Source organism: Paenibacillus sp. BK033 (assembly GCF_004345425.1).
In the GTDB taxonomy this organism is placed as follows: domain Bacteria; phylum Bacillota; class Bacilli; order Paenibacillales; family Paenibacillaceae; genus Pristimantibacillus.
This window is the reverse complement of sequence record NZ_SLVP01000002.1, coordinates 303,700-329,553: the sequence shown is the minus strand read 5'-3', so window position 1 is coordinate 329,553 and position 25,854 is coordinate 303,700. Positions and strand designations below refer to the sequence as shown.

15 protein-coding genes are annotated in these 25,854 nt (G+C 52.2%); 12 read left to right on the top strand and 3 right to left on the bottom strand.

What is annotated here, in order from left to right:
* Positions 1-4: 4 nt before the first annotated feature.
* Positions 5-877 (bottom strand): dihydrodipicolinate synthase family protein, encoded by an 873-nt coding sequence (locus EV294_RS08665; RefSeq protein ID WP_132305855.1) that lies wholly within the window; start codon positions 875-877, stop codon positions 5-7.
* Positions 878-1,016: 139 nt separating this feature from the next.
* Between EV294_RS08665 and EV294_RS08660 the strand changes: the two genes are divergently transcribed.
* Positions 1,017-1,820, top strand: coding sequence for an excinuclease ABC subunit UvrA (locus EV294_RS08660; protein ID WP_132305853.1), 804 nt, complete (start codon positions 1,017-1,019; stop codon positions 1,818-1,820).
* Positions 1,817-2,500: an HAD family hydrolase gene (locus tag EV294_RS08655; RefSeq protein WP_165930622.1), complete on the top strand. Its 684-nt coding sequence runs from the start codon at positions 1,817-1,819 to the stop codon at positions 2,498-2,500. The genes EV294_RS08660 and EV294_RS08655 overlap by 4 nt, the downstream gene beginning before the upstream one ends.
* 44 nt (positions 2,501-2,544) lie before the next feature.
* On the opposite strand, the gene lacZ is transcribed toward EV294_RS08655, so the two are convergent.
* A complete protein-coding gene (gene lacZ, locus EV294_RS08650; protein WP_132305849.1) occupies positions 2,545-5,658 on the bottom strand; it encodes a beta-galactosidase, LacZ type in 3,114 nt (1,037 codons plus the stop codon).
* 117 nt (positions 5,659-5,775) lie between these two features.
* Between lacZ and EV294_RS08645 the strand changes: the two genes are divergently transcribed.
* Both EV294_RS08645 and EV294_RS08640 read left to right on the top strand, forming a co-directional pair.
* Positions 5,776-6,600: an AraC family transcriptional regulator gene (locus tag EV294_RS08645; protein ID WP_132305847.1), complete on the top strand. Its 825-nt coding sequence runs from the start codon at positions 5,776-5,778 to the stop codon at positions 6,598-6,600.
* An 87-nt stretch (positions 6,601-6,687) separates the two neighbouring features.
* Positions 6,688-7,605, top strand: coding sequence for a nucleoside hydrolase (locus tag EV294_RS08640; RefSeq protein WP_132305845.1), 918 nt, complete (start codon positions 6,688-6,690; stop codon positions 7,603-7,605).
* 260 nt (positions 7,606-7,865) lie between these two features.
* Here the strand turns inward: EV294_RS08640 and EV294_RS08635 are convergent, their stop codons facing one another.
* On the bottom strand, positions 7,866-8,729 hold the full coding sequence (locus tag EV294_RS08635; protein ID WP_132305843.1) for a helix-turn-helix domain-containing protein: 864 nt from the start codon (positions 8,727-8,729) through the stop codon (positions 7,866-7,868).
* A 136-nt stretch (positions 8,730-8,865) separates the two neighbouring features.
* Between EV294_RS08635 and EV294_RS08630 the strand changes: the two genes are divergently transcribed.
* The 8 genes from EV294_RS08630 (at position 8,866) to EV294_RS08595 (ending at position 25,750) form a co-directional block, all read left to right on the top strand.
* On the top strand, positions 8,866-9,801 hold the full coding sequence (locus tag EV294_RS08630; RefSeq protein ID WP_132305841.1) for an aldo/keto reductase: 936 nt from the start codon (positions 8,866-8,868) through the stop codon (positions 9,799-9,801).
* A gap of 14 nt (positions 9,802-9,815) precedes the next feature.
* The gene (locus EV294_RS08625; RefSeq protein WP_132305839.1) at positions 9,816-10,832 is read left to right on the top strand and encodes a zinc-binding alcohol dehydrogenase family protein; all 1,017 of its coding nucleotides are present in this window, start codon (positions 9,816-9,818) and stop codon (positions 10,830-10,832) included.
* A gap of 17 nt (positions 10,833-10,849) precedes the next feature.
* Positions 10,850-11,683 carry an amidohydrolase family protein gene (locus tag EV294_RS08620; protein WP_132305837.1) on the top strand — a complete coding sequence of 278 codons (834 nt, stop codon included), beginning with the start codon at positions 10,850-10,852 and terminating at the stop codon, positions 11,681-11,683.
* A 41-nt stretch (positions 11,684-11,724) separates the two neighbouring features.
* Positions 11,725-14,097: a glycoside hydrolase family 95 protein gene (locus tag EV294_RS08615; RefSeq protein ID WP_132305835.1), complete on the top strand. Its 2,373-nt coding sequence runs from the start codon at positions 11,725-11,727 to the stop codon at positions 14,095-14,097.
* 86 nt (positions 14,098-14,183) lie between these two features.
* Positions 14,184-15,356, top strand: a complete 1,173-nt coding sequence (locus tag EV294_RS08610; RefSeq protein WP_132305833.1) for a serine hydrolase domain-containing protein — start codon at positions 14,184-14,186, stop codon at positions 15,354-15,356.
* Between the two features lie 228 nt (positions 15,357-15,584).
* Positions 15,585-22,139 carry an OmpL47-type beta-barrel domain-containing protein gene (locus tag EV294_RS08605; protein WP_132305831.1) on the top strand — a complete coding sequence of 2,185 codons (6,555 nt, stop codon included), beginning with the start codon at positions 15,585-15,587 and terminating at the stop codon, positions 22,137-22,139.
* A gap of 114 nt (positions 22,140-22,253) precedes the next feature.
* Positions 22,254-24,845, top strand: a complete 2,592-nt coding sequence (locus tag EV294_RS08600) for a winged helix-turn-helix domain-containing protein (protein ID WP_165930621.1) — start codon at positions 22,254-22,256, stop codon at positions 24,843-24,845.
* Between the two features lie 14 nt (positions 24,846-24,859).
* Positions 24,860-25,750 (top strand): helix-turn-helix transcriptional regulator, encoded by an 891-nt coding sequence (locus EV294_RS08595; RefSeq protein WP_132305827.1) that lies wholly within the window; start codon positions 24,860-24,862, stop codon positions 25,748-25,750.
* Positions 25,751-25,854: the final 104 nt, after the last annotated feature.

Sequence of the window (25,854 nt, the reverse complement as noted above, 5' to 3'; positions counted from 1 at the left end):
GTTTTTAATGCAAGACGTTGGTGACCGCTGCTGCTTCCTCAGCCGTTAGCGGAGTGAGAGGTTCGCGGAAGCCTCCGGCGACGATTCCTTGAGCTGCAAGGCGGTGACGGATAACTCTGACCCAACCGATGCTTCCGAGCAGCTCCAGCTTAGGCCGGAGAGGGTTTAGCATTAACGCTGCTTCTTCCAGTTGCCCCGAGCCTAGGAGGCCAACGATTTCTTTTAATTCATTCGGAAACAGATTTCCCGCAACGCTTGTGAGACCGGTATATCCTTTGGCGGAATAGTCAACGATTGTCGAGTCGATTCCGGATAACACTTGAAAGTCTTCTCCAAGCTCATCTCTAATCCCTTTGACGACATCCGGGTTGCCCGCTTCTTTTAATGCTCTTATTTGAGGGAACCTCCTCGCCAAACTTATTAGGGTTTGAGGCTCCAGATTAAATCCCGTTCGTACCGGATTATTGTAAAGCATAACGGGCAGAGCCGTCGCTGAGCATACCGCTTCAGCATAGATTGCGGCTTCGCGTTGGCTTGGGCGGACATAGGGCGGAAAGCCAAGCATAATCGCCGTTTGTCCAGCTTTTTCAGCCTCCAACGCCAGTTGGACGGCGTCACGAGTTCGAATCGCTGCCACTCCCGCGTACAAAGGAAACTCTGCTGAAGCGGCCTGTCTGGTCAGACGATAGAGACTTCTTCTCTCTTCCAAGGACAAGGAGTGCTGTTCACCGGTCGATCCTCCGACGAGCAGGGCGGGGACCTGATGTTCCCAATAGTAACGAACCAAATGATGGATTCCTTGTTCGTCAATCGTGTCGTCCTGACGGAAAGGCGTGATGATAGCTACGCTATACGGGGAGAAACGGAATGTGGACATTTTGCTGCGCCATCCTTTATGAAGCAAAAACGGATTCTTTTCGCTATACTAGCATATTGGATGATTGATAGGAAGGCCAGGATTCGTTATAGTTGGAGATAGATACTCGTTTCCAGTATAAGGAAAGGGGGCGCTGAGCATGCAGCAAGCCTCGATCGTAACGGACAGGTTTAATTCCCGCAGCTCTCTTGTTGCCATAATCGTAAGCGTACAGGAAAGATTAAAGCAACTATATGCTTGGAGCGGGAATCAAAGGGATGACGGCAAGAGATGGGAAGCGGACCATTTCTCTGAACGCTTGATAAATGGAGGATGCTCTTCATGCAGCGGTAATCCCGCAAGGATAGATATCGATCTCCGCCGCATGATTGCCCCGGAGTTATCGCTTAAGCGCGGAGCCGTATTATTATGGGCTGGCGCAAACTGTGGACCGGTCGAAATGATTAAGCAATTGGCCAAGGTGCTGGACATCCGCTACGATCGTCCGTTGGCAGGGCAAGATCCAGCTTTTATCGAGATTTTATTGTACGGCTATAGGAAAGAACTCTTAACTTATAAGCATAAATCAAAAATAAAAAGCGGTTTCTACCGGGGTTGCGTAAACGATGTTAAGTTTTTGAGAGACTCCGGCACAACAAGCAAAGGCAATCTAAGAGCTATCGATTATTTTTCGGGTCCGGTTCATTGCCCGGATTGCAGCCAAAGGAATCATTACGACACGGAATGCTTGTCTGTTACGGTAAATGGAATGACGATTAAAGAGGTTTCGAGATTGTCCATTCCCGACATGCTGTTGTTTGTCAGCAATCTTGAACCTGCTATCAAGACAGGCGATTCGCCTCCTGTAGTTAAGGAGCTGGAAAAGCGTCTGTTGTATCTAAATAAAATAGGCTTAAACTATTTGTCTCCCGCTTACCATGCCGGCCTGGAGGGATCCCGTTGAAAATTCAAGCCGTATTTTTTGATTTGTTCGAGACCTTGATTACCGAGTTTGAGAACGGCGTACGGAAAGCGCCGCGTTCGAATCATTTTGTGGGACAGCTGGGGGTAGATGCCAAGCTGTTCGAGCAGGAGTGGAAAAAGAGGCAGGAGCGGAGGATGAACGGAACTTTTCCGGATTTTCCATCGGTATTAAGAGATATTCTGAGCACGCTAGGATATGAAGCTGCTGAGGAAATCATCGATAACATCCATAATGATCGGGTCGCCTCTAAGGCTATTCCGTTCAACCGGATAGAGCCAGCTATTCTGGAGATGCTGGGTCAGCTCCGCTCCGCGGGAGTCAAGGTATGTCTTATCAGTAATTGCACCCGGGAAGAAGTAGCGTCTTGGGAGAGCAGCGAATTAGCCCCTCATTTTGATGAAGCTATATTCTCTTATGCGGTACATAGCGCTAAACCAGAGCCTCTTATCTACCAGCTTGCTTGCGAGCGTATTGGGGTATCGCCGTCTGACTCCGTATTTGTAGGAGATGGGGGTTCCAGCGAACTGGACGGCGCATCGGACTACGGCCTGCAGGCTTATCACGCCACCTGGTTCCTCCCGGAGGACAGAGCCGGCAAAATAACGGAATATCCGAAGCTTACGCATCCGGCCGAATTAATCGAGCTGATTGCCCGTTAAACAACAAGACCATCCTGCCAGGATGGTCTTGTTGTTTGCTATATTCAGATCAAAGAAAGGGTGAACGATAAGCTGTAAGGCCGGTTGGCGAAAAGTTTGTATTCCGGATGAATAGGGGCACCCCAGCTGTCATCGCCGCCAACGCCCATTTGTCTTTCGTTTACGCGTACGACGGTTTTCGACGAGAAGGGCAGTTTGTACGGGTGGTCGCTTGCTTCAAGCTCTTCCGGCTTCCACGGAAGGGCGTTGATTTCCATAACGGCGGAGCTGTCAAAGCGAACACCTTTTCCATCGGCGCCGTTTGTAAGCTCGGCATAACGGACATCGGTCTTATTGCCGCATTCCTGCGGTCTGAGGTAAGGGACAAATTGGTCTTTAACCAAACCGCTGTACGTTCCTATTTTTGCGCCTGTTTTACGATCCCAGTAGTTCTCATGAGGTCCCAAGCCATACCACGACAGGGTATCCAGACTGCCGTCAAGAACGAGCAGCATGCCGAACTCCGGAATTTCGGGAAGCTTGTCGCCGCCTGGCTGCAGCTGTTCGTGAATGTGAATCGATCCGTTTGCATGAACCGTATAGCTGATCGTTAGCAGAGAGACCGGACTTGTTGCCAACTGATGCACCGTAGTGACATGGCAGCGGTCCTGCGCCGCGGTCCAAGTAAATTGAATAAGCTGTTTGGTGCTTCCCGCTTCTTTCCATACCGAGCACCGCTCCGGCATTTTGTTGCCGAAGTCATTATCGGTAGCTGCACGCCAGAAGTTGGGACGAATCGGCTCAAGCAAATTCTCTTTGTCTCCCGAACGATAGGATACGATATCCCCTGTATGACGGTTAAAGGCAACCGACAACACGTTGTTGCTAATTTGCAGCGCGTCTGATTGTTCGTTTAATTGCAGGGGAGCATGTACGGCATCGGTAACGTAACTGTAAACCTCCGCCACGCGCGGCGACAGTACAAACTGCTCCCAAGCGACTTCATGACCGGCTTCAGCCCAGTTCGATTCCTCCGGAATGACGAAGGAAACGGTCAGAACCGCTTCTTGCTCGCAGAACGAAGGGCTGTAAGGCACCGTTACTTCCGTCGTCTCGCCCGGTGCCAAGGACAACTTCAGAACATCCTTTTGAACGGATTTGCCTTCATACTGCACTTCCCATTTCAGATCGTATACGCCAAGATCCGTGAACAAGTTATTATTCTTGACGCGAATCGTCCGAGCCGCGAGATTGATATCCGAAATCGAAACGTTCTGGTAGCATTTCTTCACTTCATACAGCTTTGGCGTAACGGAGCGGTCGGCAAACAGCAGGCCGTTGCCGCTGAAATTGCCGTCATGCGGCGATTCGCCGAAATCGCCTCCATAAGCCAGGTATTCCACGCCGTCTTCCGTTTTGGTCCGGATCGCCTGATCCACCCAATCCCAGATAAACCCGCCTTGCAAAATCTCGTATTTATCGAACAGCTCCGTGTATTTATGAAGCCCGCCGCAAGAGTTGCCCATCGCATGGGAGTATTCGCATAGTATATAAGGCTTTTTCGGATGATTGAGGGCATATCGCTCCACTTCGTGCGGACGGATATACATCGTCGATTCAATATCCGACGCGGCTTCGGAAGGACGGTAATGGAATACGCCCTCGTAATGCACGAGCCGGGTAGGATCGGCTTCCTTTAAATAATCATGCATAGCGATAAAATTATCGCCGCCAAAGGATTCGTTGCCAAGCGACCAGATGACAACCGACGGATGATTCTTGTCCCTCTGGAACATCGAATTGCAGCGATCCAGTACATTGGCTCTCCATTCCGCATGGCTGCCCGGAACCGTATGCGCGGGAAGATCCTGCTGGCCGTAGGTCCAGGAGCCGTGCGTTTCCAGGTTTGTTTCATCGATGACGTATAAGCCGTATTCATCGCAAAGCTCATACCATACCGATTGATTCGGATAATGGGAGGTACGAACTGCATTGATGTTATGGGTCTTCATAAGTTTGATATCCCGGATCATATCTTCTTTGGACAATGCCCGGCCGGTATCGCAGGAAAATTCGTGGCGGTTCGCGCCTTTGAAAATAATACGTTTGCCGTTGATCCGCATCAAACCGTCCTTAAGCTCGAATGTGCGGAAACCAACTTTGCTGCTATGCGCTTCGATTAATCCGGCCGCATTCTTGACCGATAATACGAGCGTATATAAATGAGGAGCCTCGGAGCTCCATTTGAGCGGGTTCTCCACATGACCGGACAATGAAAGTCGATGCTCTCCCTCGCCCGAGAAAGAATGCGTCCCAGCAACCGGTTCCGTCCATATGGCCCGTTGATTGGCATCGTACAATTGGGCTTCGACGCGGATGCCTTCCGCGGCTTCGTTAAAGTAGTTTTCGAGCGTAAGGGTAACCGCTAATTCGGCATTTCGGTATTCTTCATCCAGATTGGTACGCGCAAAGAAATCCGAGATATTGACCTTTGGTTTCGTGTACAAATACACATCGCGGAAAATTCCGCTGAGTCGCCAGAAATCCTGGTCCTCCAGCCAACTCGCATCGCACCAGCGATACACCTCTACGGCCAGCTTATTCTCGCCGTTCGTCAAATAAGGGGTAATGTCAAACTCCGACGGAGTAAACGTGTCCTCGCTATATCCGACCAGCTCGCCGTTTACCCAGACGTAGAAGGCAGATTCAACGCCTTGGAAGCTCAGGTATACCGGTTGGCCGTTCCAGGATTCCGGAATCTGAAAGCTGCGGATATATGAGCCAACCGGATTATATTTGGTCGGGGCAAAAGGCGGTCGCAATTCCGGCTCCGATTCGATCCACGGATAACGGATGTTTGTATATTGCGGATAGTCGAAGCCATGGAACTGCCAATGGGAGGGAACGGGCATGTCGGACCAGCCGCCGGCATCGTAATCCAATTCATAGAAACGTTGAATGCGCTCGGCGGGAGTTTCGGCAAAGGCGAATTTCCAAACCCCGTTTAACGACAAATAACGCTCCGAAGCCGTTTTATCACCGATCAGCGCCTCTTCCACAGAGCGGTAAGACATCATGGATGCGTGTGCAGGCAAGCGGTTGACTTGAAAAATTTCGGGGTTATTGTTCCATTCCGGATAACCGTTTGCAGGTGGCTGATAATTAAGTTTGGCTCGCAAAATTTTTCATCTCCTAAAATTCAATGATAGTATATTCATATTATAGTGAGGAATGTATACTTATAAAATATAAGGATATTGCATTGATCTCTAAAAATATGAAACGAGGTAATCCGGATGGAGGGTAATTATTTCTTTTGCTCGCAGGATGAAACCTCCGGCCTTCCGCTCTTTGCAACGACGGTTGGCTACTGGGAGCATCAAATGGAAACCGAACGCCCGGAAGGCTTCCCCGATTATCAGATGCATCAAGTTTTGGAGGGGGTTGGAGAGGTTGTCGTGAACGGCAAGGTATATAAAGTAGAGGCCGGCGACGTGTTTTTCCTCTATCCAGACACCCCTCATTCCTATAGGCCTCTGAATCAGAAATGGAAGGTATCTTGGGTATCGTTCAACGGGCGCGAAGCGGACCAAATGCTGTTGTTCGCCGGAATCAGCGAATCGGGGACTGGAAGATTAAAGACGAATCAGCTGATTAAGCCGCTGGAACAGATGTTGACTTTGGCGATGGATAATGACCAGGAGGCTAGCCTTGAACGTTCGAAGCTTTTATACGGCCTGCTCATCGATCTCAAGTATCAATTGCTGTCTCCGTCCTATTCGGATCAGGAATTTGACCGGGTAAAGCCAGTCCTGCATTATATAGAAAACAATCTGCAAAGACCGTTGACGCTTACCGAGCTCGCGGCTGTGGCTGCCGTTACCCCGCAATACCTATGCAGAATTTTTCAGCAGACGATGAATATAAGACCGATGGAATACATTAACCAGCAGCGCATTAAACGAAGCAAGCAGCTCATGTTCCAGCACCCGGCGATGCGGATGTACGAGATAGCGGGCAGGGTTGGCTTTGAGAGCTCGAGCTATTTCGGCGCCGTATTCCGCAAGCTGAACGGGATGAACCCCGAAGCGTTCAAGAAGCTGCACGGATTGGTTCCTTGATCGCATTGACGATAGGAGAGCAGCGGCTTAAAGTTAATTCCGTAAGGGCTTACACTAAAAGGATTGTTGATAATGGAGGAATAGGGAATGTTGTATCCGAAGCTGTCCGAATCGTTTGTAGTTCAAAGATTAGCCCCGCCGACAGGTAAAATTCGTATGGTACTCGATACCGATACGTTTAACGAAATCGACGACCAATTCGCCGTAGCCTACTCCTTGCTTTCGAATGAGAGAATGGAAGTAGAGGCTCTGTACGCCGCGCCGTTCTTCAATGAGTTATCGAGCAGCCCCGGCGACGGCATGGACAAAAGCTATAGCGAGATAATGAAAATACGGAAGCTGCTGAAGCGCGAGGACGTTCCGGCCTTTCGCGGCTCGGAGCAATATTTGCCCGGGGCCGACCTGCCCGTTGAAAGCGATGCCGCCCGTGATCTGATCAAGAGAGCGATGCAGCATGAAGCCGACGATCCTCTGTATGTCGTGGCTATAGGCGCGATTACGAACGTGGCCAGCGCCATACTGACGAAGCCGGGGATTATCGAAAGGATTGTAGTGGTGTGGCTAGGCGGACATACGTTGGAGTGGGGAGATACGAGGGAATTCAATTTGGCCCAGGACCTGCATGCGTCCAGAGTAATTATGGACAGTGGGGTACCGCTAATTCTTATCCCTTGCATGGGAGTAGCTTCGAACCTGCGGACCACGTTATCCGAAATCCGGGATTACGTGCAGCCGGAGGGGGAGCTTGGGCAGTATTTGTACGAGACTTACAGGGATTGCGCGGATGACCATTACGCCTACTCCCGTGTTATCTGGGATATATCCACGATCGCATGGCTCAATAATCCGAACTGGGCGCCGTCGCAGCTGCTTCCTAGTCCCCGCATATCGGATGATTTCCGGTGGAGTACCGATCCGTCGAGGCATCTCATTCGTTACGTGCGTTATATCGACCGCGATGCGGTGTTTAAGGATTTGTTCCTGAAGATCAGACAATTCCGTTGATTTCCTATCAGCTCAGAGTAATAAAGCTCCCCCGAAGCTGCCGTTTGAGCGGATCTCCCGTTCCGTACCGCCATGGTCTCTTCGGGGTAACCCCGAAGCTCCTCGACTTCCTCCGCGGACAACATGCCATCGATTTGAACCAATCCGTTCTCCGGTAGCGTACTTGCTCATCGGTCAACAGTTTCGTCCTGTCTAGCATCATCGTTCACCCTTTCCAATCGCGTGATTTCATCCTTAGCATATAGGCTAGGCGCCGCTGTTTACCGGCAGCTGCGTCTGTATTCCACGGGTGTCATCCCGGTGATCAGCTTGAACTTCTTATAAAAATAGGATTCGCTTTCAAAACCGCACGCCAGACAAACGGAGGCGATGGTATCGTCCGTCAACATCAGCTTCTCCTTGGCTAACATGATTTTTTTGATCAGAATATATTCGCTAACGTTCATGCCGGTATGCTGTTTGAACACTCTCGAGAAGTGGGCATACGTAACGGAGGCTCTCGAGGACAAGTCGGCAAGACTCATCTCCCGCAAACCGATATGGGCATCTATATAATCCAGAATGGTCCGGATCCAGGCGGGTTCGGAGCTGGAGCTGCGCGGATGCTCGCTCTCCGTCACGGCCATCCGGTTCAAGCCAATAAGAAAATCGTACAATCTAACGGCGATTGCCGCACGATAGCTCGGAAGCCGGTTACGCCATTCTTCATTCATCCCGTCAATCAAGCCGGAGAAGGCCAGGCGCCCGTCAGGGGAAGTCTCCAGCTTATAGCTTTTGCTTTTCCGGGCTTGCTCGAAGCAGCGCAGCAGCGAATGGGACTCACCGAATTCCATTGGCTGAATGAACCGGGGAGCAAAGAAGATGGCACTGGAGGTCACGGGCGCATATTCATCCGGGAACGCTCGGTGTACCGTGTTGCCGGGGATTAGAAACACGTCGCCGGGGTTCATTTCGTAGAAGCTGTGATTAATGAAGAAGGTCCCTTTGCCGGCGTACACAAATACAATCTCGTACCAGTCATGAAGATGATCGGGCAGCTCCCGTTGAGGAGATTTCGTATCCCGATAGACAAGGCTGAATGGAAATTGATCCGATTCCTCGAAGCGTTTGTGTATGGTTTGCATGGCTTCTTCTTCCCTCCTCCCGATAGTTACTTCGATGATAGCAAATTAGAGCATAAATTAACAGGATTAGAGCGTTATCATGCCTGATTATGCTGATGTAAAATGTGATTATATTCTTTTATGGGAGTGAGACTCTTTGAAATACAGAAAGCTTGGCAAGACCGGCCTGGAAGTATCGGCACTTAGCTTTGGCGCATCTTCCCTAGGCTCCGTATTCCGCGAAACGGATGACAACGAAAGCATCCGCACGGTTCATGCGGCATTAGACGCTGGCATAAACCTGATCGACGTATCGCCTTACTACGGGCTGACAAAAGCGGAAACCGTACTGGGTGAAGCGCTGAAGAGCGTTTCCCGGGACCGGTACTATTTGTCTACAAAAGCGGGCAGGTATGGGGCGGACGCGTTCGATTTCAGAAGCGGAACTATTATAGCAAGCGTGGAAGAGAGCCTGCAGCGCTTGCATGCCGATTATCTGGATATTCTGTTCCTTCACGATATTGAATTCGTAGATCCGGCTATTATCTACGAGGAGGCAATTCCTGCCATTCAGCGGTTAAAAGCCGAGGGGAAAATCCGACATACCGGCATTTGCGGACTGCCGCTCAGCTTGTTCGAGGAGTTCCTGCCCAACGCTGACATTGACGCTATCATCTCTTATTGCCATTACTCCTTGAACGACACATCGCTGGAGACGATTCTCCCTTTAATCGAAGAAAAGAGAATCGGGCTCGTCAATGCATCGCCTTTGTCCATGGGCTTGCTCGGAACACGCGGCACGCCTGACTGGCATCCCGCCAGCAGGGAGGTAAAAGAGATTTGCAAACGGGCAGCGGAGCATTGCGCCGCGCAGGGCGAGGATATCGCCAAGCTTGCGGTTCAATTCTCTACCATGAACGAGCGCATCCCGACCACGCTGGTCAGCACGGCTAATCCTTCGAATATCGTAAAAAACGCGATGTGGGTGGATGAGCCGGTAAACACGGAGCTGCTAGAGGAAGTGCGATTCATTCTTGCGCCGATTATGAACGAGACATGGGCGAGCGGTATACCGTTTTACAATGAGCGATAAGGGAGGGCCAATCGATGAAGGGGATTGTATGCGAGCAAGTTGAGCAATTCAGATACGCGGATTTGGAGGAGCCGGTGTTTACTCCGGGTGAAGCGATTGTATCCGTTAAAAGGGTCGGCATCTGCGGAACGGACCTTCATGCTTATAAAGGAAATCAGCCGTTTTTCACCTATCCGCGTATTCTCGGCCACGAGCTGTCGGGTATTATCGAACATATCGCGGATAACGAGGAAGGCTTCAAAGCCGGTGATCAGGTTAGTGTTATTCCTTATTTGCATTGCGGGAAATGCGCGGCATGCCGGCAAGGAAAAACAAATTGCTGTTCATCGATTCAGGTGCTGGGCGTGCATGCGGATGGAGGCATGCGGGAAAAAATTTCGGTCCCGGTAACGCATCTGCTGAAAGCGGACGGCTTAAGCCTGGAGCAAGCCGCCGTTGTGGAGCCGTTCAGTATCGGAGCGCATGCCGTCCGGAGGTCGGGAATGGCCGCAGGCGATACGGTGCTTGTGATCGGAGCCGGTCCAATCGGATTGGGCATCATGGCTCTCGCCAAGCATGCCGGGGCAAACGTGATTGCGATGGACGTGAATGACGAGCGTCTGGCATTCTGCAAGGAATGGGCGAAGGCGGATCATACCGTTAACGCGCTGGATGAACCTTTCTCTCGGCTCGAGGCTTTGACGAATGGCGATTATCCAACGATCGTATTCGATGCGACGGGAAATACCCATTCGATGTCCGCGGCCGTCCGTTACGCTGCTCATGGCGGAACCCTTGTGTATGTGGGATTAGTGAAAGGCCATATTTCATTCGATGATTCCGAATTCCACAAGCGTGAACTAACGATAATGGGAAGCCGCAATGCAACGAAGGAAGATTGCCGGCATGTACTGGAGGTTATCCGCGGCGGTGGGATTGATGTTGACGGCTACGTGACGCATCTTGTGCCGTTTGACGAAATGGCGGATCATTTCGAATCTTGGCTGGATCCCGCTAACAAAGTGATCAAAGCGATGATAGAATGGCCTTAGAGACAAGGAGGCGGCTCATGAGAATAGATTCCCATCAGCATTTCTGGATATACAACGAGCAGGATTATGGTTGGATGTCCGGGCAGCATAAGGCGATTCAGACGGATTTTCTGCCGGAGCATTTGAAGCCCTTGCTTTTGCAAAACGGCTTTGACGGATCCATTGCCGTTCAAGCCCGGCAGTCTCTTCAGGAAACGGAATGGCTCTTGTCCTTGGCCGAACGTTATTCCGAGATAAAAGGCGTTGTAGGTTGGGTAGATTTGTGTTCGCCGGAAATTGATCGGCAGCTTGAGCAATATGGCAATCACCCTTTGCTAAAGGGGGTCCGTCATGTGGTGCATGACGAACCGGATGATCGCTTTCTCTTGAGGGAGGATTTCAGGAATGGCATAGCCTCTCTGGAAAAGTACGGCTTAACTTACGATTTGCTGCTGTTTCCCAAGCATCTTCCTTATGCTGCCGAGCTCGCAGGGCAATTCCCTAAGCAGCCCTTTGTGCTTGATCATATCGCGAAGCCGGATATCGCGAATAAAGGGCTTGAGCCTTGGGCACAGGATCTGGCGAGACTCGCAGCTTATCCGAATGTGTATTGCAAGCTGTCCGGCATGGTAACGGAGGCGGAATGGGGCAATTGGAAGGAAGAAGATTTCGCAATTTATCTGGATACCGTGTTTCAATGCTTTGGAGCCGAAAGGCTGATGATTGGCTCGGACTGGCCGGTCTGCACCTTAAGCGGTACGTATGAGCAGACGATAACTATAGTTAAGAATTACCTTAAAGATTTTTCGGAAGAAGATAGATCTCTTGTATTAGGCGGGAACTGTATAAGATTTTACGGAATAAGCTCGTAGATTTTACCTTATATCTTCTATTAAGAAGGAGCATGACTGCTATGAAGCTGCAATACAACCGTCCATCGGTCAGATGGACCGACGCGCTGCCAACCGGCAACGGACGTCTTGGAGCGATGATGTTTGGCGGATCGGAAATGGAACGCATCCAGTTAAACGAAGATACCCTCTGGTCCGGCGGTCCCCGCTACGGAGATAATGATAACGCTGTCAAATTGCTTCCCGAAGTCAGAAAGCTGATCGAAGAGGGACAATTTGCGGCAGCCGACCGATTATGCAAACAGATGATGGGGACTTATACGCAATCCTACTTGCCGATGGCAGATCTTTATATAAAGTTCCTGCACGGGAACACGATGAAAAATTACCGGAGAGCGCTCCATCTTGATGATGCGACCTCAACGGTTGAGTATCAAATCGGCAACGTGACTTATACTAGACGTTTGTTTGTATCTTATCCGGATCAGGTCGTTGTGCTTCGTATTGAAGCGAGTCAGCCGGGGAAGCTGAATTTCCTTGCCCGGCTTGAGAGCCCGCTGCGTTACGAGACGGCTTTTGACAAGCATAGCCTGATATTGCGCGGAGACGCGCCGGAGCATGTGGACCCGAGTTACTACGACACGGACATGCCTGTTAGGTATGGCGAGCCGGGCAGTGCCAACGCAATGCGCTTTGAAGGCCGATTGGCAGCCCGGCTGGAGGGAGGACAAGTATCTTACGGACATGACGGATTACGCGTTGCGGGCGCGACGGCTGTCACCCTTATGTTCAGCGCGGCAACAAGCTTTAACGGCTATGACCGTTTACCGGGAAGCGAAGGCAAAGATGAGTCGGCGGCAGCTTCCGCTTATCTGGAGCAGGCACAGAAGCTTTCCTATGAATCGCTGCTGCAAAGACATGTGGAGGATCATCAGGGGCTGTTTAATCGCGTGGAGCTTAGCCTTGGCGAATCGGCTGCGCCGCCAGATTATCCGACAGACGCGCGAATCCGGGATTACGGGGCAAGCGATCCGGGTCTTGTCGAGCTGCTCTATCATTACGGCCGCTATTTGATGATCGGAAGCTCCCGCAAAGGTACCCAACCCGCCAACCTGCAAGGGATTTGGAACGAAGAGACAAGAGCGCCATGGAGCAGCAATTATACGCTTAACATTAATGCGGAGATGAATTACTGGCCTGCGGAAACCTGCAACCTGGCCGATTGTCATACGCCGCTGCTGGATTTCATTGAGAACCTGTCCAAGAACGGCCGGAGAACCGCTGCCATGAACTACGGCGCTGCGGGCTGGACCGCGCATCATAACAGCGATATTTGGTGCCAGTCTTCGCCTGCTGGCGATTACGGTCACGGGGATCCGGGCTGGGCGTTCTGGCCGATGGGCGGCGTATGGCTCTGCCAGCATTTATGGGAGCATTACGCATTTGGATTAGACGAGTCGTTTCTGCGGGAGAAGGCTTACCCGGTCATGAAAGAGGCGGCGCTATTCTGCCTGGACTGGCTGCATGAAGACAAGGAAGGACGATTGATCACGTCGCCATCCACCTCCCCGGAGCATAAGTTCCGTACGGCTGAAGGCCTGGCTGCGGTCAGCGCTGCTTCCACCATGGATTTGTCGCTCATCTGGGATCTGTTCACGAATCTGATTGAGGCTTCAACCATACTTGGCATGGATGAACCATTTAGGGAGCGGCTTGTCGAAACGCGCAGCCGGCTGCACCCGCTGCAAATCGGCGAAAACGGAAGACTACAGGAATGGTCGAAGGATTTCGAAGACGAGGATCAATTCCACCGCCACGTTTCTCATTTGTTCGGCGTATATCCGGGACGGCAGCTGTCGTGGGAGGAGACTCCGGAGCTGATGGCAGCGGCTCAGCGTTCCCTCGAAATTCGAGGAGACGGCGGAACGGGCTGGAGTCTGGGCTGGAAGGTCGGATTATGGGCGCGTTTCGGCAACGGCAACCGAGCGCTCGGGCTGTTGTCGAATCTATTGACTCTAGTCGAGGAAGGCAGCACCAATTATCATCATGGCGGCGTATACGGCAATCTGTTTGACGCCCATCCGCCATTCCAGATTGACGGCAACTTCGCTGCGACTTCCGGGATTGCCGAGCTGCTTGTGCAATCCCATAAGGGCTACTTGGAGCTCCTGCCATCCCTCCCGGATGCCTGGCCGCAAGGGTACGTAAAGGGTTTGCGTGCGAGAGGCCATTTCGACGTATCGCTCCAGTGGGAAGACGGAACGGTTAAAGCCGCGGAAGTCGTATCCAACTCGGGCGGAATCTGCCGTGTTCGGTCTGCAGCCGCGCTTCAAATAGAATCGGGCGGCATAGCCATTACAGGAACGTTGGATGAGCAAGGATTATTGTCTTTCGAGACTGTTGCAGGCGGTCGATACAAATTGAGCAGGGCGTAACGAGGGATTGAAGAGGAGTTTGCCCTTCCTTTAGCGAATACATTTTTGGTCAGAGGAAGCGATTGGAAAAAAGGAGATTATTCATCATGTTGGATCAGACAGCAGTCAGCCAGATCAAGGCAACGCTTAGAAAAAGCATCGAAAACAACGAGGTAGCAGGCGCCAGCTTTATGGTCATTAAAGACGGCGAAGAAATCTTTTATCATGAGGACGGATTGGCCGACCGCGAAACGGGACGCCCGGTAGAACGGAATACGATCTTCCGTTTGTACTCGATGACGAAGCCGGTTACGGCAACGGCTGTCATGATTCTGCTGGAGCGCGGAGAGATCGATTTGTTCGATCCGGTCAGTCAATACCTGCCCGGCTTCAAAAATCAGCATGCCGAGGCGAATGGCGGGCTCGTGCCCGTGGAGCGGGAAATGAATATTCATGACCTGCTCGATATGACTTGCGGCCTTGTATACGGCGGCACCAACGCGGCCGGACAAGCAACGGAGGCTCTGTTCAGAGAGATTGGCGAGCGGCTGCTCGGGGAAGCTCCGTTGGGCACCGTAGAAGCGATGAACAAGCTTGGCGAAGGCCCGCTTGCCTTCCAGCCGGGAACTTCCTGGGCTTACGGCACATCGGCCGATGTGCTTGGCGCAATTGTCGAAGTGGTAAGCGGCATGCGCTTTGGCGAGTTTTTGCAGAAGGAAATTTTCGGCCCGCTTGGCATGAAGGATACGGGCTTCTGGCTGCCGGAAGAGAAGAGAGGGCGTCTTGTCAAGACGTACGCAAGCGAGCAAGGCGGAATGAGCCTCTTTACCGGCAATCATCTGGGCATTATTCATCAAATGGATCGTGAGCCGGCTTTCGAATCCGGTGGAGCGGGACTTGTCTCCACGATTGACGACGCGGCGAAATTTACGACCATGCTGCTAAACCAAGGAAGCTTGGACGGCATACGAATCTTGCGTCCAAGAACGGTTCAATATTTAACGTCGGGAACGTTAAATGACCGTCAGCAGCCTGCCTTTGACGCCTGGCATACAATGTCCGGCCACAGCTATGGGAATTTGATGCGCGTTGTCACGGACACGAAGATTACGGGAATTCTGGCAAGTCCGGGAGAGTATGGCTGGGATGGCTGGCTAGGTGCATACTTCGGCAATTTCCCGCAAGAGGGATTGACGATTCTGCTTATGATTCAGAAGAAGGATGCGGGCACAACGCCGTTGACTCGGAAGCTCCGTAATATTGTGATGAGCACGTTATAAGAAGGAAGACGCTGCTGCGCATTGGCGCGGCAGCGTTTTTTAGTGCCATTGCATAATATCCGGATAAGTCCGATTCATGTAATCCACGTAGCTTACACCGGCGCAATACCGCGAGTCGGAAAGGGAAAAACAAAAAAATATTTCATGCAGTTAACTAAAGTTAATTGGTTCCGAAAATGATATTTGCTAAGCTTGTCCTGCTCATTCAGTTAGAGGAGGACGAAGATTGTGTTTCGTAAAATAAGCTCTATGCTATTGCTCATCGCAATTGCTTTTGTATTCTTGCCGACGGGAGGTGAAAAAACGGCATTTGCCGCCGTCTCGGTGGAAGAGCTGCCCTCGGCTTTTAACCCGCCGGAGCTGCTTCCCGGAGCTATGGCAAGCGCGGTTGGAGGGAACAAGATTCTCTTAACCGGGGGACAGAACGCAAGAAACAATTCTTTTTCCAAGAACGCGTACGTCTTCGATACGGCTACTCAAACCTGGTCTTCGAATGCGCCAGCTTTGCCTGTCGCCTATCATGCGCAATCCATGCTGCCAAACGGCAGCGTGCTTGCCATTGGCGGAAATGCGTTTATGAATAATGTAGGCTACGTCTATAACGATGCTGTACGCATGTATAATCCTTCCGCAAACACTTGGACAAATGCCGCGAAATTCCCTCATACGGTGCTGGGACATTCCCAGAGCACGCTTCTTGACGGCCGCGTGTTAGCCGTAGGAGGAGCAAACGAGATTTATTCCGCCAGTTCAGGCTCGATTCTGTACAACAACGCCTATATTTATAATCCCGCAGCCGACCGTTGGGATGAGGCTGCTCCTCTTCCGAGGGGCATATACGGCGCTGCCCAGAGTACTCTAAAGGACGGACGCGTATTGCTTACAGGCGGGCTTAGCGGATATGTGTATTCCTTTGATTCTTATATCTATGATCCTGCAGCCAATACCTGGACCAAGGTGGCAAGTCTGCCCTATTCCGGAATGGACATCTTTTTCAGGCATTCGCAAGTAACGCTTCCCAACGGTAAAGTATTGGTCATGGGCAATTACAATTTCTATTTGTATGATCCGGCGACGAATACTTGGACAAGCGATGTTGAGAATCCGAATCATTTGACGAATACCAGTCTTATCCCTATTGGATCTGACGTTTATATCGTAGGCGGTTATAATGACAGGGACTATACGGACAATACCAAGATGTACAAGCTGACCTTCGATTTTAATCCTCCTACAGCACCAACCATTACGGGAGTGAGCGGCGAATGGAGCCCTTCCGATGCAGAGGTATCCATAGTGCCGGGAACGGATACGGAAACGGGGGTTAACCGAACGGAGTACAGTCTGACAGGCGCTACCTCCGTCAGCTGGACTTCATACAATGGCAGCGATCCTATAAGAATCTCGAATCCGGGACAAACAACGGTATCCGCGAGAACGGTAGACAATGCCGGGAATACAAGCACTATTACAACCGCGGTTGTGAAGATTGACCGGACGCCGCCTTTAACGCCAACAATCAGCTTGTCGGAAACAGGCTGGAGTTCGAAATCCGTATCCGCCTCGTTCTCGTCATCCTCGGACCCAAGCGGCTCCGGCGTCCAAAGGATTGAATACAGCCTGTCCGGCGTCGTTACCCAGGATTGGAAACCGTATACCGCCGGTTTTTCGATACTCGCCCAAGGACAAACGACCGTCCATGTAAGGGCTGTCGATAACGCAGGCAATACAAGCGCTGAAGGAACTGCCGTCATTATGATCGACAAAGCACCGCCTGCAGCGCCTAGCCTTACGCCAGCCTCGAGCGGTTGGAGCGGTACGGACGTTACCGTAACCGCCCTTGCCGGAATAGATACGGGAGGCTCCGGCGTTAACCGGACCGAATACAGGCTGACTGGCGCGTCCAACTTGAATTGGTCCACCTACAACGGTCCCATCCTAATCGGGGCGGACGGACAGACGACCGTTGAAGCAAGAACCGTTGATAACGCCGGCAATATTGGAACAAGCAGTACGGTAAACGTAAAGGTGGATAAATCGCAGCCAACTGCTCCAGCCGTAACACCGAATACGGCGAGCTGGACAAATGCGGCTTCCGTCAAAGTAACGGTCGCCGGAGGAACGGACGGAGGCTCCGGCGTCAATAGAACCGAATACAGCTTAAGCGGTGCGTCGACGCTTGGATGGACGACCTATACCGGACAGATTACGGTCAGCGCGGAAGGGCAGACCACGCTAAGCGCAAGAACGGTGGATAATGCCAATAACATAAGCTCGGTAACGGCAACCGTCGTAAAAATCGATCGAACGGCACCAGCGGCTCCCGTCATAACGCCTTCCAGCGGAACATGGTCGGCTTCCAACGTAACGATTACAATAGCAGCCGGAACGGATAGCGGCGGTTCGGGCGCTGCCCGGACCGAGTTTAGCCTAAGCGGAGCAACAACAGCGGATTGGGCCGCCTACGCGGGGACTGTGCTGATCAGTTCGGAAGGACAGACAACGATTCACGCCAGAACGATAGATCAAGCAGGCAATATAAGCAATGAACGAACGACCGTCGTATCCATAGACAAGACAAAGCCAACCGCGCCGGTAATTGCGGCTTCGGCAACGGATTGGAGATCGTCGGATGTGGCGGTAACCGTTGCTCCGGGAACCGACGCCAGCGGATCGGGCGTGAACAAAACGGAATACAAGCTGTCCGGAGCAACCGTTAAAGGCTGGACAACGTATTCCGGAACAGTATCGATAAGCGCGGAAGGACAGACAACCGTTGAAGCAAGAACAATCGATCAAGCCGGCAACACAAGCACGGCGGCTCCGGTGACAGTCAAAGTGGACAAAACAAAGCCCGCGGCTCCGGCCGTAACGCCGGATGCATTAAGCTGGACAAACGCAGCTTCCGTTAAGGTTACCGTTATCGCGGGAACCGATAGCGGTTCGGGCGCCAGCCGTACGGAGTATAGCTTGAGCGGTGCCACTACGCTTGCTTGGTCAACGTATACGGGCCAGATTTCCGTATCCGCCGAAGGCGAGACATCGGTAAGCGCAAGAACGATAGACCAGGCAGGCAATATAGGGCCTGTTACGACAGGGATCGTGAAGCTGGACAGAACCTCGCCCGCGGCTCCCGCTATAAGCCCTGCAGGCGGAACCTGGTCCGGAGCATCCGTTTCCGTAACGTTGACGGCCGGCGCGGACAGCGCCTCATCGGCGGATCGGGTCGAATATAAGCTGTCCGGTGCAATCACGCTGGGCTGGACGGCGTATACGGCACCTATTCCGATTGCGAAGGAAGGCGAAACAACCGTTACAGCCAGGACGGTAGACAAGGCAGGGAACATTAGCGAGGAGGCGGTGGAAATCCAGAGGCTGGATTTCACGCCGCCCGGAGCAACGTTACTGACTCCTGACGCAGCCGGCTGGAATGCGGGAGACCGTGTGACGGTGACCGCAACGGCCGGAACCGATAACGGAGGATCCGGAGTGAATGCAGTGGAGTATAGCCTGACGGGAGCTGCCAATTCGGATTGGGTGACTTACACGGGACCCGTTATCGTAACCGGGGAAGGTCAAACCGAGGTGTATGCAAGAACGATAGACAAAGCGGGCAACAAAGGAACAGTCTCTAAAGCGACGGTTCAGATTGACCGAAGTGCTCCCGGGCAGCCTGAAATTGAGGTCTTCCCATCTAACTGGTCTAATTCTGCCGCAGAAGTGACGATTACGCCGGGGAACGATTCTTTATCCGGGATAAGCCGTACCGAATATCGCTTGACGGACGCGGTTGACGCGGATTGGACGACTTATGCCGGCAAATTTAAGGTGACTGCCGAAGGCAAGACGAGGATTCAAGCAAGAACGTTGGATCAGGCAGGCAATATAAGCGACATTGCGGAACAAAACGTTTACCTCGATAAAACGGCCCCAACCGCGCCGGAAATCGTTATTAATAAACCGGGTTGGGTTTCGGCGGATCGGGTGAATGTCGAGATAGCGTCCGGCGAAGACCAAGGGGGATCGGGAGAAAGCCGAACGGAGTACCGATTATCCGGGGCAACAACCAAGGATTGGACGATCTACTCCGAAACGGTTGACATTGAAGCCGAGGGCGTGACGACGATCAGCGCAAGGACCATTGACCAAGCAGGGAATGTTGGAGAGGTAAGGGAAGAAAAGGTGCAAATCGATCGATCGTTGCCTGTGGCCCCGACGGTTGTACCCGATACGGAGGATTGGACTTCTGCAAGCTCCGTAAAGGTAACGATTACAGCAGGCTCCGATCGCGGTGAATCCGGCCTTGACCGCACCGAATACCGCATAACGGGGGCTGGCGCGAAGGATTGGACGAACTATGAAGGAGAGCTGTCGGTTACGGCGGAGGGAGAGAGTACGGTCAGCGCAAGGTCGATTGACAAAGCGGGTAATAGCAGTTTTATCGCAGAAACGAAGGTTCGCATTGACCGGACTCCGCCGTTATTGCCTGTCGTATTAACGCCGGAGAACAGTAAAGTTACAAGCGATAACACGCCGGAGATATCGGGAACTGCCGAAGCAAATTCCCGAGTTACGATTTCAATCGATGACCAAAAGCTGCCGGCTGTCACTACCGACGGTCAAGGGAAATGGAAGTACCAGCCGGTTTCCGTATTGGCGGACGGCCTTCACCACGTGCAGGTGTCGATCGAAGATTCGGTAGGAAATGCGGCAGAAGAGTCCGTTGCGCTGGCGTTCACCATTGATTCTACAGCGCCTGGAGCACCGGTTATTGAAGCGCCAATTAACGGTTCAGTAACGGGCAGCAGCAAGCCGGTGTTAAAAGGAGAAGCAGAGGCTGGCGCGAAGGTTACTATAGATTTGGACGGTTCAACGCTCACAACCGTAACGGTAAGCGAAAACGGCAATTGGAGCTATTCGGTAACCGAAGCGCTGAGGGATGGGCTTCATGTGGTGAAGGCAATGGCCGCGGATTCCGCGGGCAATGCGAGTCAAGCCTCGTCTTCGGTCTCGTGGACGGTAGACACCGCAGAGCCGGAAGCGCCCGTTGTTCTTGCTCCGGCGGAAGGGGCGGTTACGAGGATGAACAATACGGCGATATCCGGAACGGCGGAAGCAGGCGCAGCCATCACCGTCTTTATCGATAGTCTTAAGGCTGTAGAAGGAAAAGCCAACGAATCGGGTGCATGGTCGTTTACGCTTCTTGAAGCATTGCCCGATGGCAAGCATACGATTTATGCCGTAGCTAAGGATGAAGCAGGGAATACGGGAGCCCGCTCGGAAAAAGTGACATTTGCGATAGATACAGCCGCTCCCGAATCGGCTACGGTATCCTCACCAGCCGAAGGGGCTCTGCTCCGTACAGGCAAGCCGGTCCTCCGCGGAAATGCGGAGCCGGGAGCTTGGATTCAACTAACGCTGGACGAAACGGCAATGGAGCCTTTTCAAGTAAATGAAGAAGGTGAATGGACCTTTGCGCCTGCGGAGGGTCTGCATGACGGCGCTCATCAGGTTAGCATCAAAGCAGCGGATTCGGCAGGAAACGTGAGTGAAGACACTGTGCGGCTGAATTTCGTAATTGATACGACGGCTCCATCGGTGCCGTTGGTCAATAAGCCGGCCGAAGATTCGATAACGAACCAAACAAAGCCCGAAATTGCAGGAACAGCCGAAAAACACGCTAAAGTGACCATTCAGCTGGATGGCGAGCTTTTTGGCGAGACGGAAGCCGATGATAACGGAAGTTGGAGCTTTGTTCCGGAGGAGGATCTCGCTATTGGAGGACATGTCGTTCAGGCTCAAGCAAAGGATGCTGCAGGCAACGAAAGCGATTTTTCTCCGGAGTATCGTTTTGAGCTTGTATCCAGCAACGCGAATTTGAGCGCGCTCAAGCTAAGCGACATCGTTTTGAATGAGCCGTTCCAAGAAGCAATGCTGAACTATACAGGAGTTACCTATTCGGTTTCGAAAACAAAGGTAACGGCCGGTCCAAGCGATTCGAACGCTAAAGTCGATATTTTGAATGACAAAGGAGAGCCGCTGGGCGAAATCATTGATTTGCCGGTAGGTACACAAACCATTATGGTTCGCGTTACTGCCCAGGATGGGACAACCGTACGGACGTATACCGTAAAAGTTACTAGATACAATCCGGTTAATCCGCCTCCGGTGGAGCCGGATGAGCCAGGCAAGCTTGAGCTTATCGCTTGCACACCGGACTCTGGCGGCTCATCCCGATTCGGCGATATGACCGGGCATTGGGCGGAAGAGACGGTTAAGGAAGCCTACGGCTGCGGAGTGGTGCATGGCTTTAATGACGGTACGTTCCGTCCGGAAGGGCATGTCACGCGAGCGGAATTCGTCACCATGCTGATGAATGCGGTGATCGATAAGTCAACGCCTGCAGGAACGGGAGCGGAGTTCTCGGATAAGGAAGGCATCCCGGGGTGGGCGTCGCAAGCGATAGACAGAGCGAAACAATTCGGGATCGTAAACGGTTATGCGGATGGCTCGTTCCGGCCAAACGAGCAGGTTACCCGCGCGGAGCTTGTGACCATGCTGGCCAAAGCGGCGGGTATTAAGCCTTCAGAGCCAGAGAAGGCGAAGGATTTGTTTACCGATGCCGCGGATATTCCGACTTGGGCAGCCGGCTATGTAGCCGCATTGCAGCAAGCAGGCTTATTGCAGGGAAGAGGAGACGGCAGATTCGAGCCGTCGGGTGAAGCTACCCGGGCGGAGGCGGCAGTGCTGCTGCTGCGCATGATCGAATTCTACCATACTTAAAAGATAAGTTAGAAAACCATTGCCGGCATTAAGGGCAATGGTTTTTCTTTTGAGCAATACATGTCGAAAATTCAGTATAATAGAGATCATATGTCGGAATTAAAAGGAGATCGTATGTTATTCTCTCAACCTATTCTGTTAAAAACAAAAATACGGCTTCCTGTCGTTAAAAAGAATCTGATCATCCGGGAGAGATTGCTTGATTCGCTGGAGCAAGGAATGCGGGGCCGGATGGTAACGGTCTGCGCTCCTGCGGGCTCGGGAAAATCCACGCTGATCGCGCAGTGGGCACATTCCGCACGCATGCAGACGGCATGGGTGTCCCTGGATGATAGAGACAATGATACAGCAAGATTTTGGCGGTACGTATTGCATGCTTATATGGAAGCGGGGCCGTCCTCCTTGACAGATCCGCTTGCCGCAGTTGGAGCGCTTGTAACGGGCACAACGGTGAATGCGATTATCGATACGCTACTAAACGAATTGGCAGCTCTCGAAGAACCGATTGCTCTCGTGCTGGATGACTATCATCATATTGAGCTCGCGGAGATCCATGACAGCTTGGCATATTTTATAGAGTACTTGCCTTTCCGTCACCGGATCATTATTGCAAGCCGAGGCGAAATTTCCTTAGATGCGGCCAAATGGCTGGCGAGAGGAGAGCGGACGGAAATCGGGCTGCGGCAGCTTCATTTCACGCAAGAGGAAATCGATGAATTTTGCAGATCCGCAGGCGTTTACCTGGAGCAAAGACATACCCGCAAGCTGCTCGAGAAAACGGAAGGATGGGTTGCCGGCCTTCAGCTCGCTTCCATCACGCTCCAGGATCAGCAGGATATAGACCGGATTATCGCCGGCTTTGGCGGAAGCAATGAGAAGGTCTCTTCTTATTTGTTCCAGGAGGTGCTCGACAAGCTTCCTTCTGACGTGACGGATTTCCTGCTGCAGACCAGCGTGTTCGACCGAATGGATGCGGAGGTCTGCAATCAGGCGTTTAACCGCACGGACAGCCGCGAGATGCTGGAGCAGCTTCGTGCGCTCAATTTGTTTGTTATTCCGCTGGATAATTACAACGGCTGGTTCCGGTATCACTCGCTCTTTGCGGAATTTCTGAAGAGCCTGCTCCGCTCCCGGAGCCGAGAGCAATGGCTGCAATATCATCTTGCGGCAAGCAGGGCGTTCGCTGCCAGAAGGATGCTTGATAAATCGATCGATCATGCAATAGCCGGCGAGAGCTACAAGGAAGCTGCCGATAGATTGGAAGAATATATTCCCGATGCGCTCAAACAAGGCGAGCTTGCTTCGCTGCTTGAACGTATTGAGGCGGTCTCCGAGCACATTCCGATGCCTTCGAATTTATTAATGTATCAGGCATTTGCTTATCTGCTGATGGGGCAAATGCATTTTTCCGCCGAGACCGTCGAGAAGCTGGAGAAAAGATACGAGCAGCCAGAGACCGCGGCCGAGCTTGAACCGCTGCAGGGAGGCATGTTGTTCCTCCAGTCGAACCTGCTCTTCTATACGGGGCGTTACGAGCAATGGGATTCGTTTGTCGGATACCGGCTTCAAGGGGTGCTGCCGGAGGATCCCATCTTCTACAATTTTAACTACAACATGATGGAGCCGCTCGTCAGGCGGACGGCGTTTGGCTTGAAAGGAATCTTATCGGCCGATACCGAACGGATCGGTCAGCGGTTCGTATCCGTGCTGGAGCAGCACGGGTGGGGGCAATCGCTCATTAATTTGTACGTCGTTCAAGCCTTATGCGAAGGGTATTACGAGTGGAACCGGCCAAGCGACAGCCTGGAGCTGGCGCGCAAAATCGGGCTGTCCGACAGGGCCAGGCAGACGGCGGGCTTGTTTGTTCCCAACCGGATTACGCTATCGCGCATTTATGCCGCTTCCGGCCAGTTTCTGAAGGCCCATGAAGCCATCGACGAAGCTGTTCAAATGGCGGAACAAAAAGGCGAGTATCACTGGCTGTATCCTTTGCGCGCAAGCCGTGCCCACCTCTACGTGAAGGAAGACAAGCTTGCGGAAGCGAAAGCCGAAATTTCCAGACTGCGCCTGTCGGACCGCATTCAACCGGCATCCAACCGTTGGATCGAATATACGGTCTATGCCCGAATACTGACCGCGCAGGGGAAAACAACCGAGGCGTTGAGACAATTGGAATTTATTGAATCGTCGCTGGAGCAGGACTCTTGTCTTCTTTTGCGGACGGAGATTAGTCTTGTTCAGTCTTTGGCGGAATATCAGCGCGGCAATCGCAGCGCGGCATTGCAGCTGCTTCATGAAGCGCTTGTCATGGGCGAATCGAACGGTTATATCCGCAGCTTTGTTGACGAGGGGATTCAAATGAAGAAGCTTCTGCATACGTACGCGGAGCATCGGCAGCGAGAGACGGCTCAAGCGATTTGGCAGGATGTCTCGCTTGTTTACGTGGAGAAGCTGTTGGCTTGCTTCCCTGAGCAGGAGAATCCCTCTCAACCGCAACCGTCGTTAATCGAGCCGTTAACCGAGCAAGAACTCTTTATTCTGCAGCTGCTGGAGCAAGGGGCCCCTAACAAGCAAATCGCGGCTAAGCTGGCTTTAAAGGAAGGCACGGTAAAGGTATACCTGTCGAGGATCTACGCCAAACTTGGCGTATCTTCCCGGACGCAGGCACTTGCGGCAGCCCGCCAGTTGATCGGGCTGCCCGAATAAAGCGGGGTATAAGCATGAATGCAGGTCAATTAACAGGCACGGGCACGTTTGGTTTCCGTTTTACTATGCCGGAGCATCTGGCTTTATGCAACCTGTTCGCTATCGGAACGGATGTCATTCGAGATGAGCATTACCGATGGGACGGTTGGACCCGGAACGACGGACCGCTGCTGTTGTTTCAATATACGTTTGACGGGGAAGGGATTTACGAGAGGGGAGCGGAGACTATCCGTATTCAGGCCGGACAAGCGTTTATGACGGAAATTCCGGGTGATCACCGTTATTATTTTCCGCCCGGCGGATCGCATTGGTCCTTTATATTCGTATTGATTCGTCCTTCCCTCATTCTCCCGAATTGGGAGGAAGTGAAGAAGCAGCTCGGCGACACTCCGTTCCTGCCGGGAGCTAGCCGGCCGATACGGCTGCTGCAAAGCATGTACGAAGAAGCCTATGCCGGCCGGATCAAGGAGCCCTATACGGCTTCTTCTTATGTGTACCAATTCATCTCCGAGCTATGCCGCTTCGCGCTATCCCCTCAGGACGATACAAGGGAATGGCCGATAAAGGTGAAAGAGGCCGTCGCTTATATCGATAAGCACTACGAAAATATGATCAGTCTTGACCAACTGGCCGATCAGCTTAGCTTGTCGAAATATCATCTGCTCCGTCAATTTACCAAAACGGTAGGCGTTTCGCCTAACGATTATTTGAATCAGGTCCGAATTAAGGAGGCGATCCGGCTGCTGAAGGAATCCGACTGGAGCGTGGAGCGGATCGCGGAGCAGGTAGGCTATTCAGGCGGAAGTTATTTCATCAAATGGTTTCGAAAAATCACGGGGGAGACGCCCGGTAATTTCCGTCAGGGTGAAGGCCAGCTTGTCTATAACCGCGTATATTTCGATTAGATGGATTCGCTTGAAAAAGCGCAATATTTTACTATGAATGACGTTAGATTACTGTAGATGGCCGCATCCGATAGGAATTAATATAGGAATATAGCAGCAATTCA

Excerpts from the sequence above, each read along its gene's own strand:
- EV294_RS08665 (WP_132305855.1), bottom strand. The coding sequence starts at position 877 with ATGTCCACATTCCGTTTCTCCCCGTATAGCGTAGCTATCATCACGCCT.
- EV294_RS08660 (WP_132305853.1), top strand. The coding sequence starts at position 1,017 with ATGCAGCAAGCCTCGATCGTAACGGACAGGTTTAATTCCCGCAGCTCT.
- EV294_RS08645 (WP_132305847.1), top strand. The coding sequence starts at position 5,776 with ATGGAGGGTAATTATTTCTTTTGCTCGCAGGATGAAACCTCCGGCCTT.
- EV294_RS08640 (WP_132305845.1), top strand. The coding sequence starts at position 6,688 with ATGTTGTATCCGAAGCTGTCCGAATCGTTTGTAGTTCAAAGATTAGCC.
- EV294_RS08635 (WP_132305843.1), bottom strand. The coding sequence starts at position 8,729 with ATGCAAACCATACACAAACGCTTCGAGGAATCGGATCAATTTCCATTC.
- EV294_RS08625 (WP_132305839.1), top strand. The coding sequence starts at position 9,816 with ATGAAGGGGATTGTATGCGAGCAAGTTGAGCAATTCAGATACGCGGAT.
- EV294_RS08620 (WP_132305837.1), top strand. The coding sequence starts at position 10,850 with ATGAGAATAGATTCCCATCAGCATTTCTGGATATACAACGAGCAGGAT.
- EV294_RS08615 (WP_132305835.1), top strand. The coding sequence starts at position 11,725 with ATGAAGCTGCAATACAACCGTCCATCGGTCAGATGGACCGACGCGCTG.
- EV294_RS08610 (WP_132305833.1), top strand. The coding sequence starts at position 14,184 with ATGTTGGATCAGACAGCAGTCAGCCAGATCAAGGCAACGCTTAGAAAA.
- EV294_RS08600 (WP_165930621.1), top strand. The coding sequence starts at position 22,254 with ATGTTATTCTCTCAACCTATTCTGTTAAAAACAAAAATACGGCTTCCT.
- EV294_RS08595 (WP_132305827.1), top strand. The coding sequence starts at position 24,860 with ATGAATGCAGGTCAATTAACAGGCACGGGCACGTTTGGTTTCCGTTTT.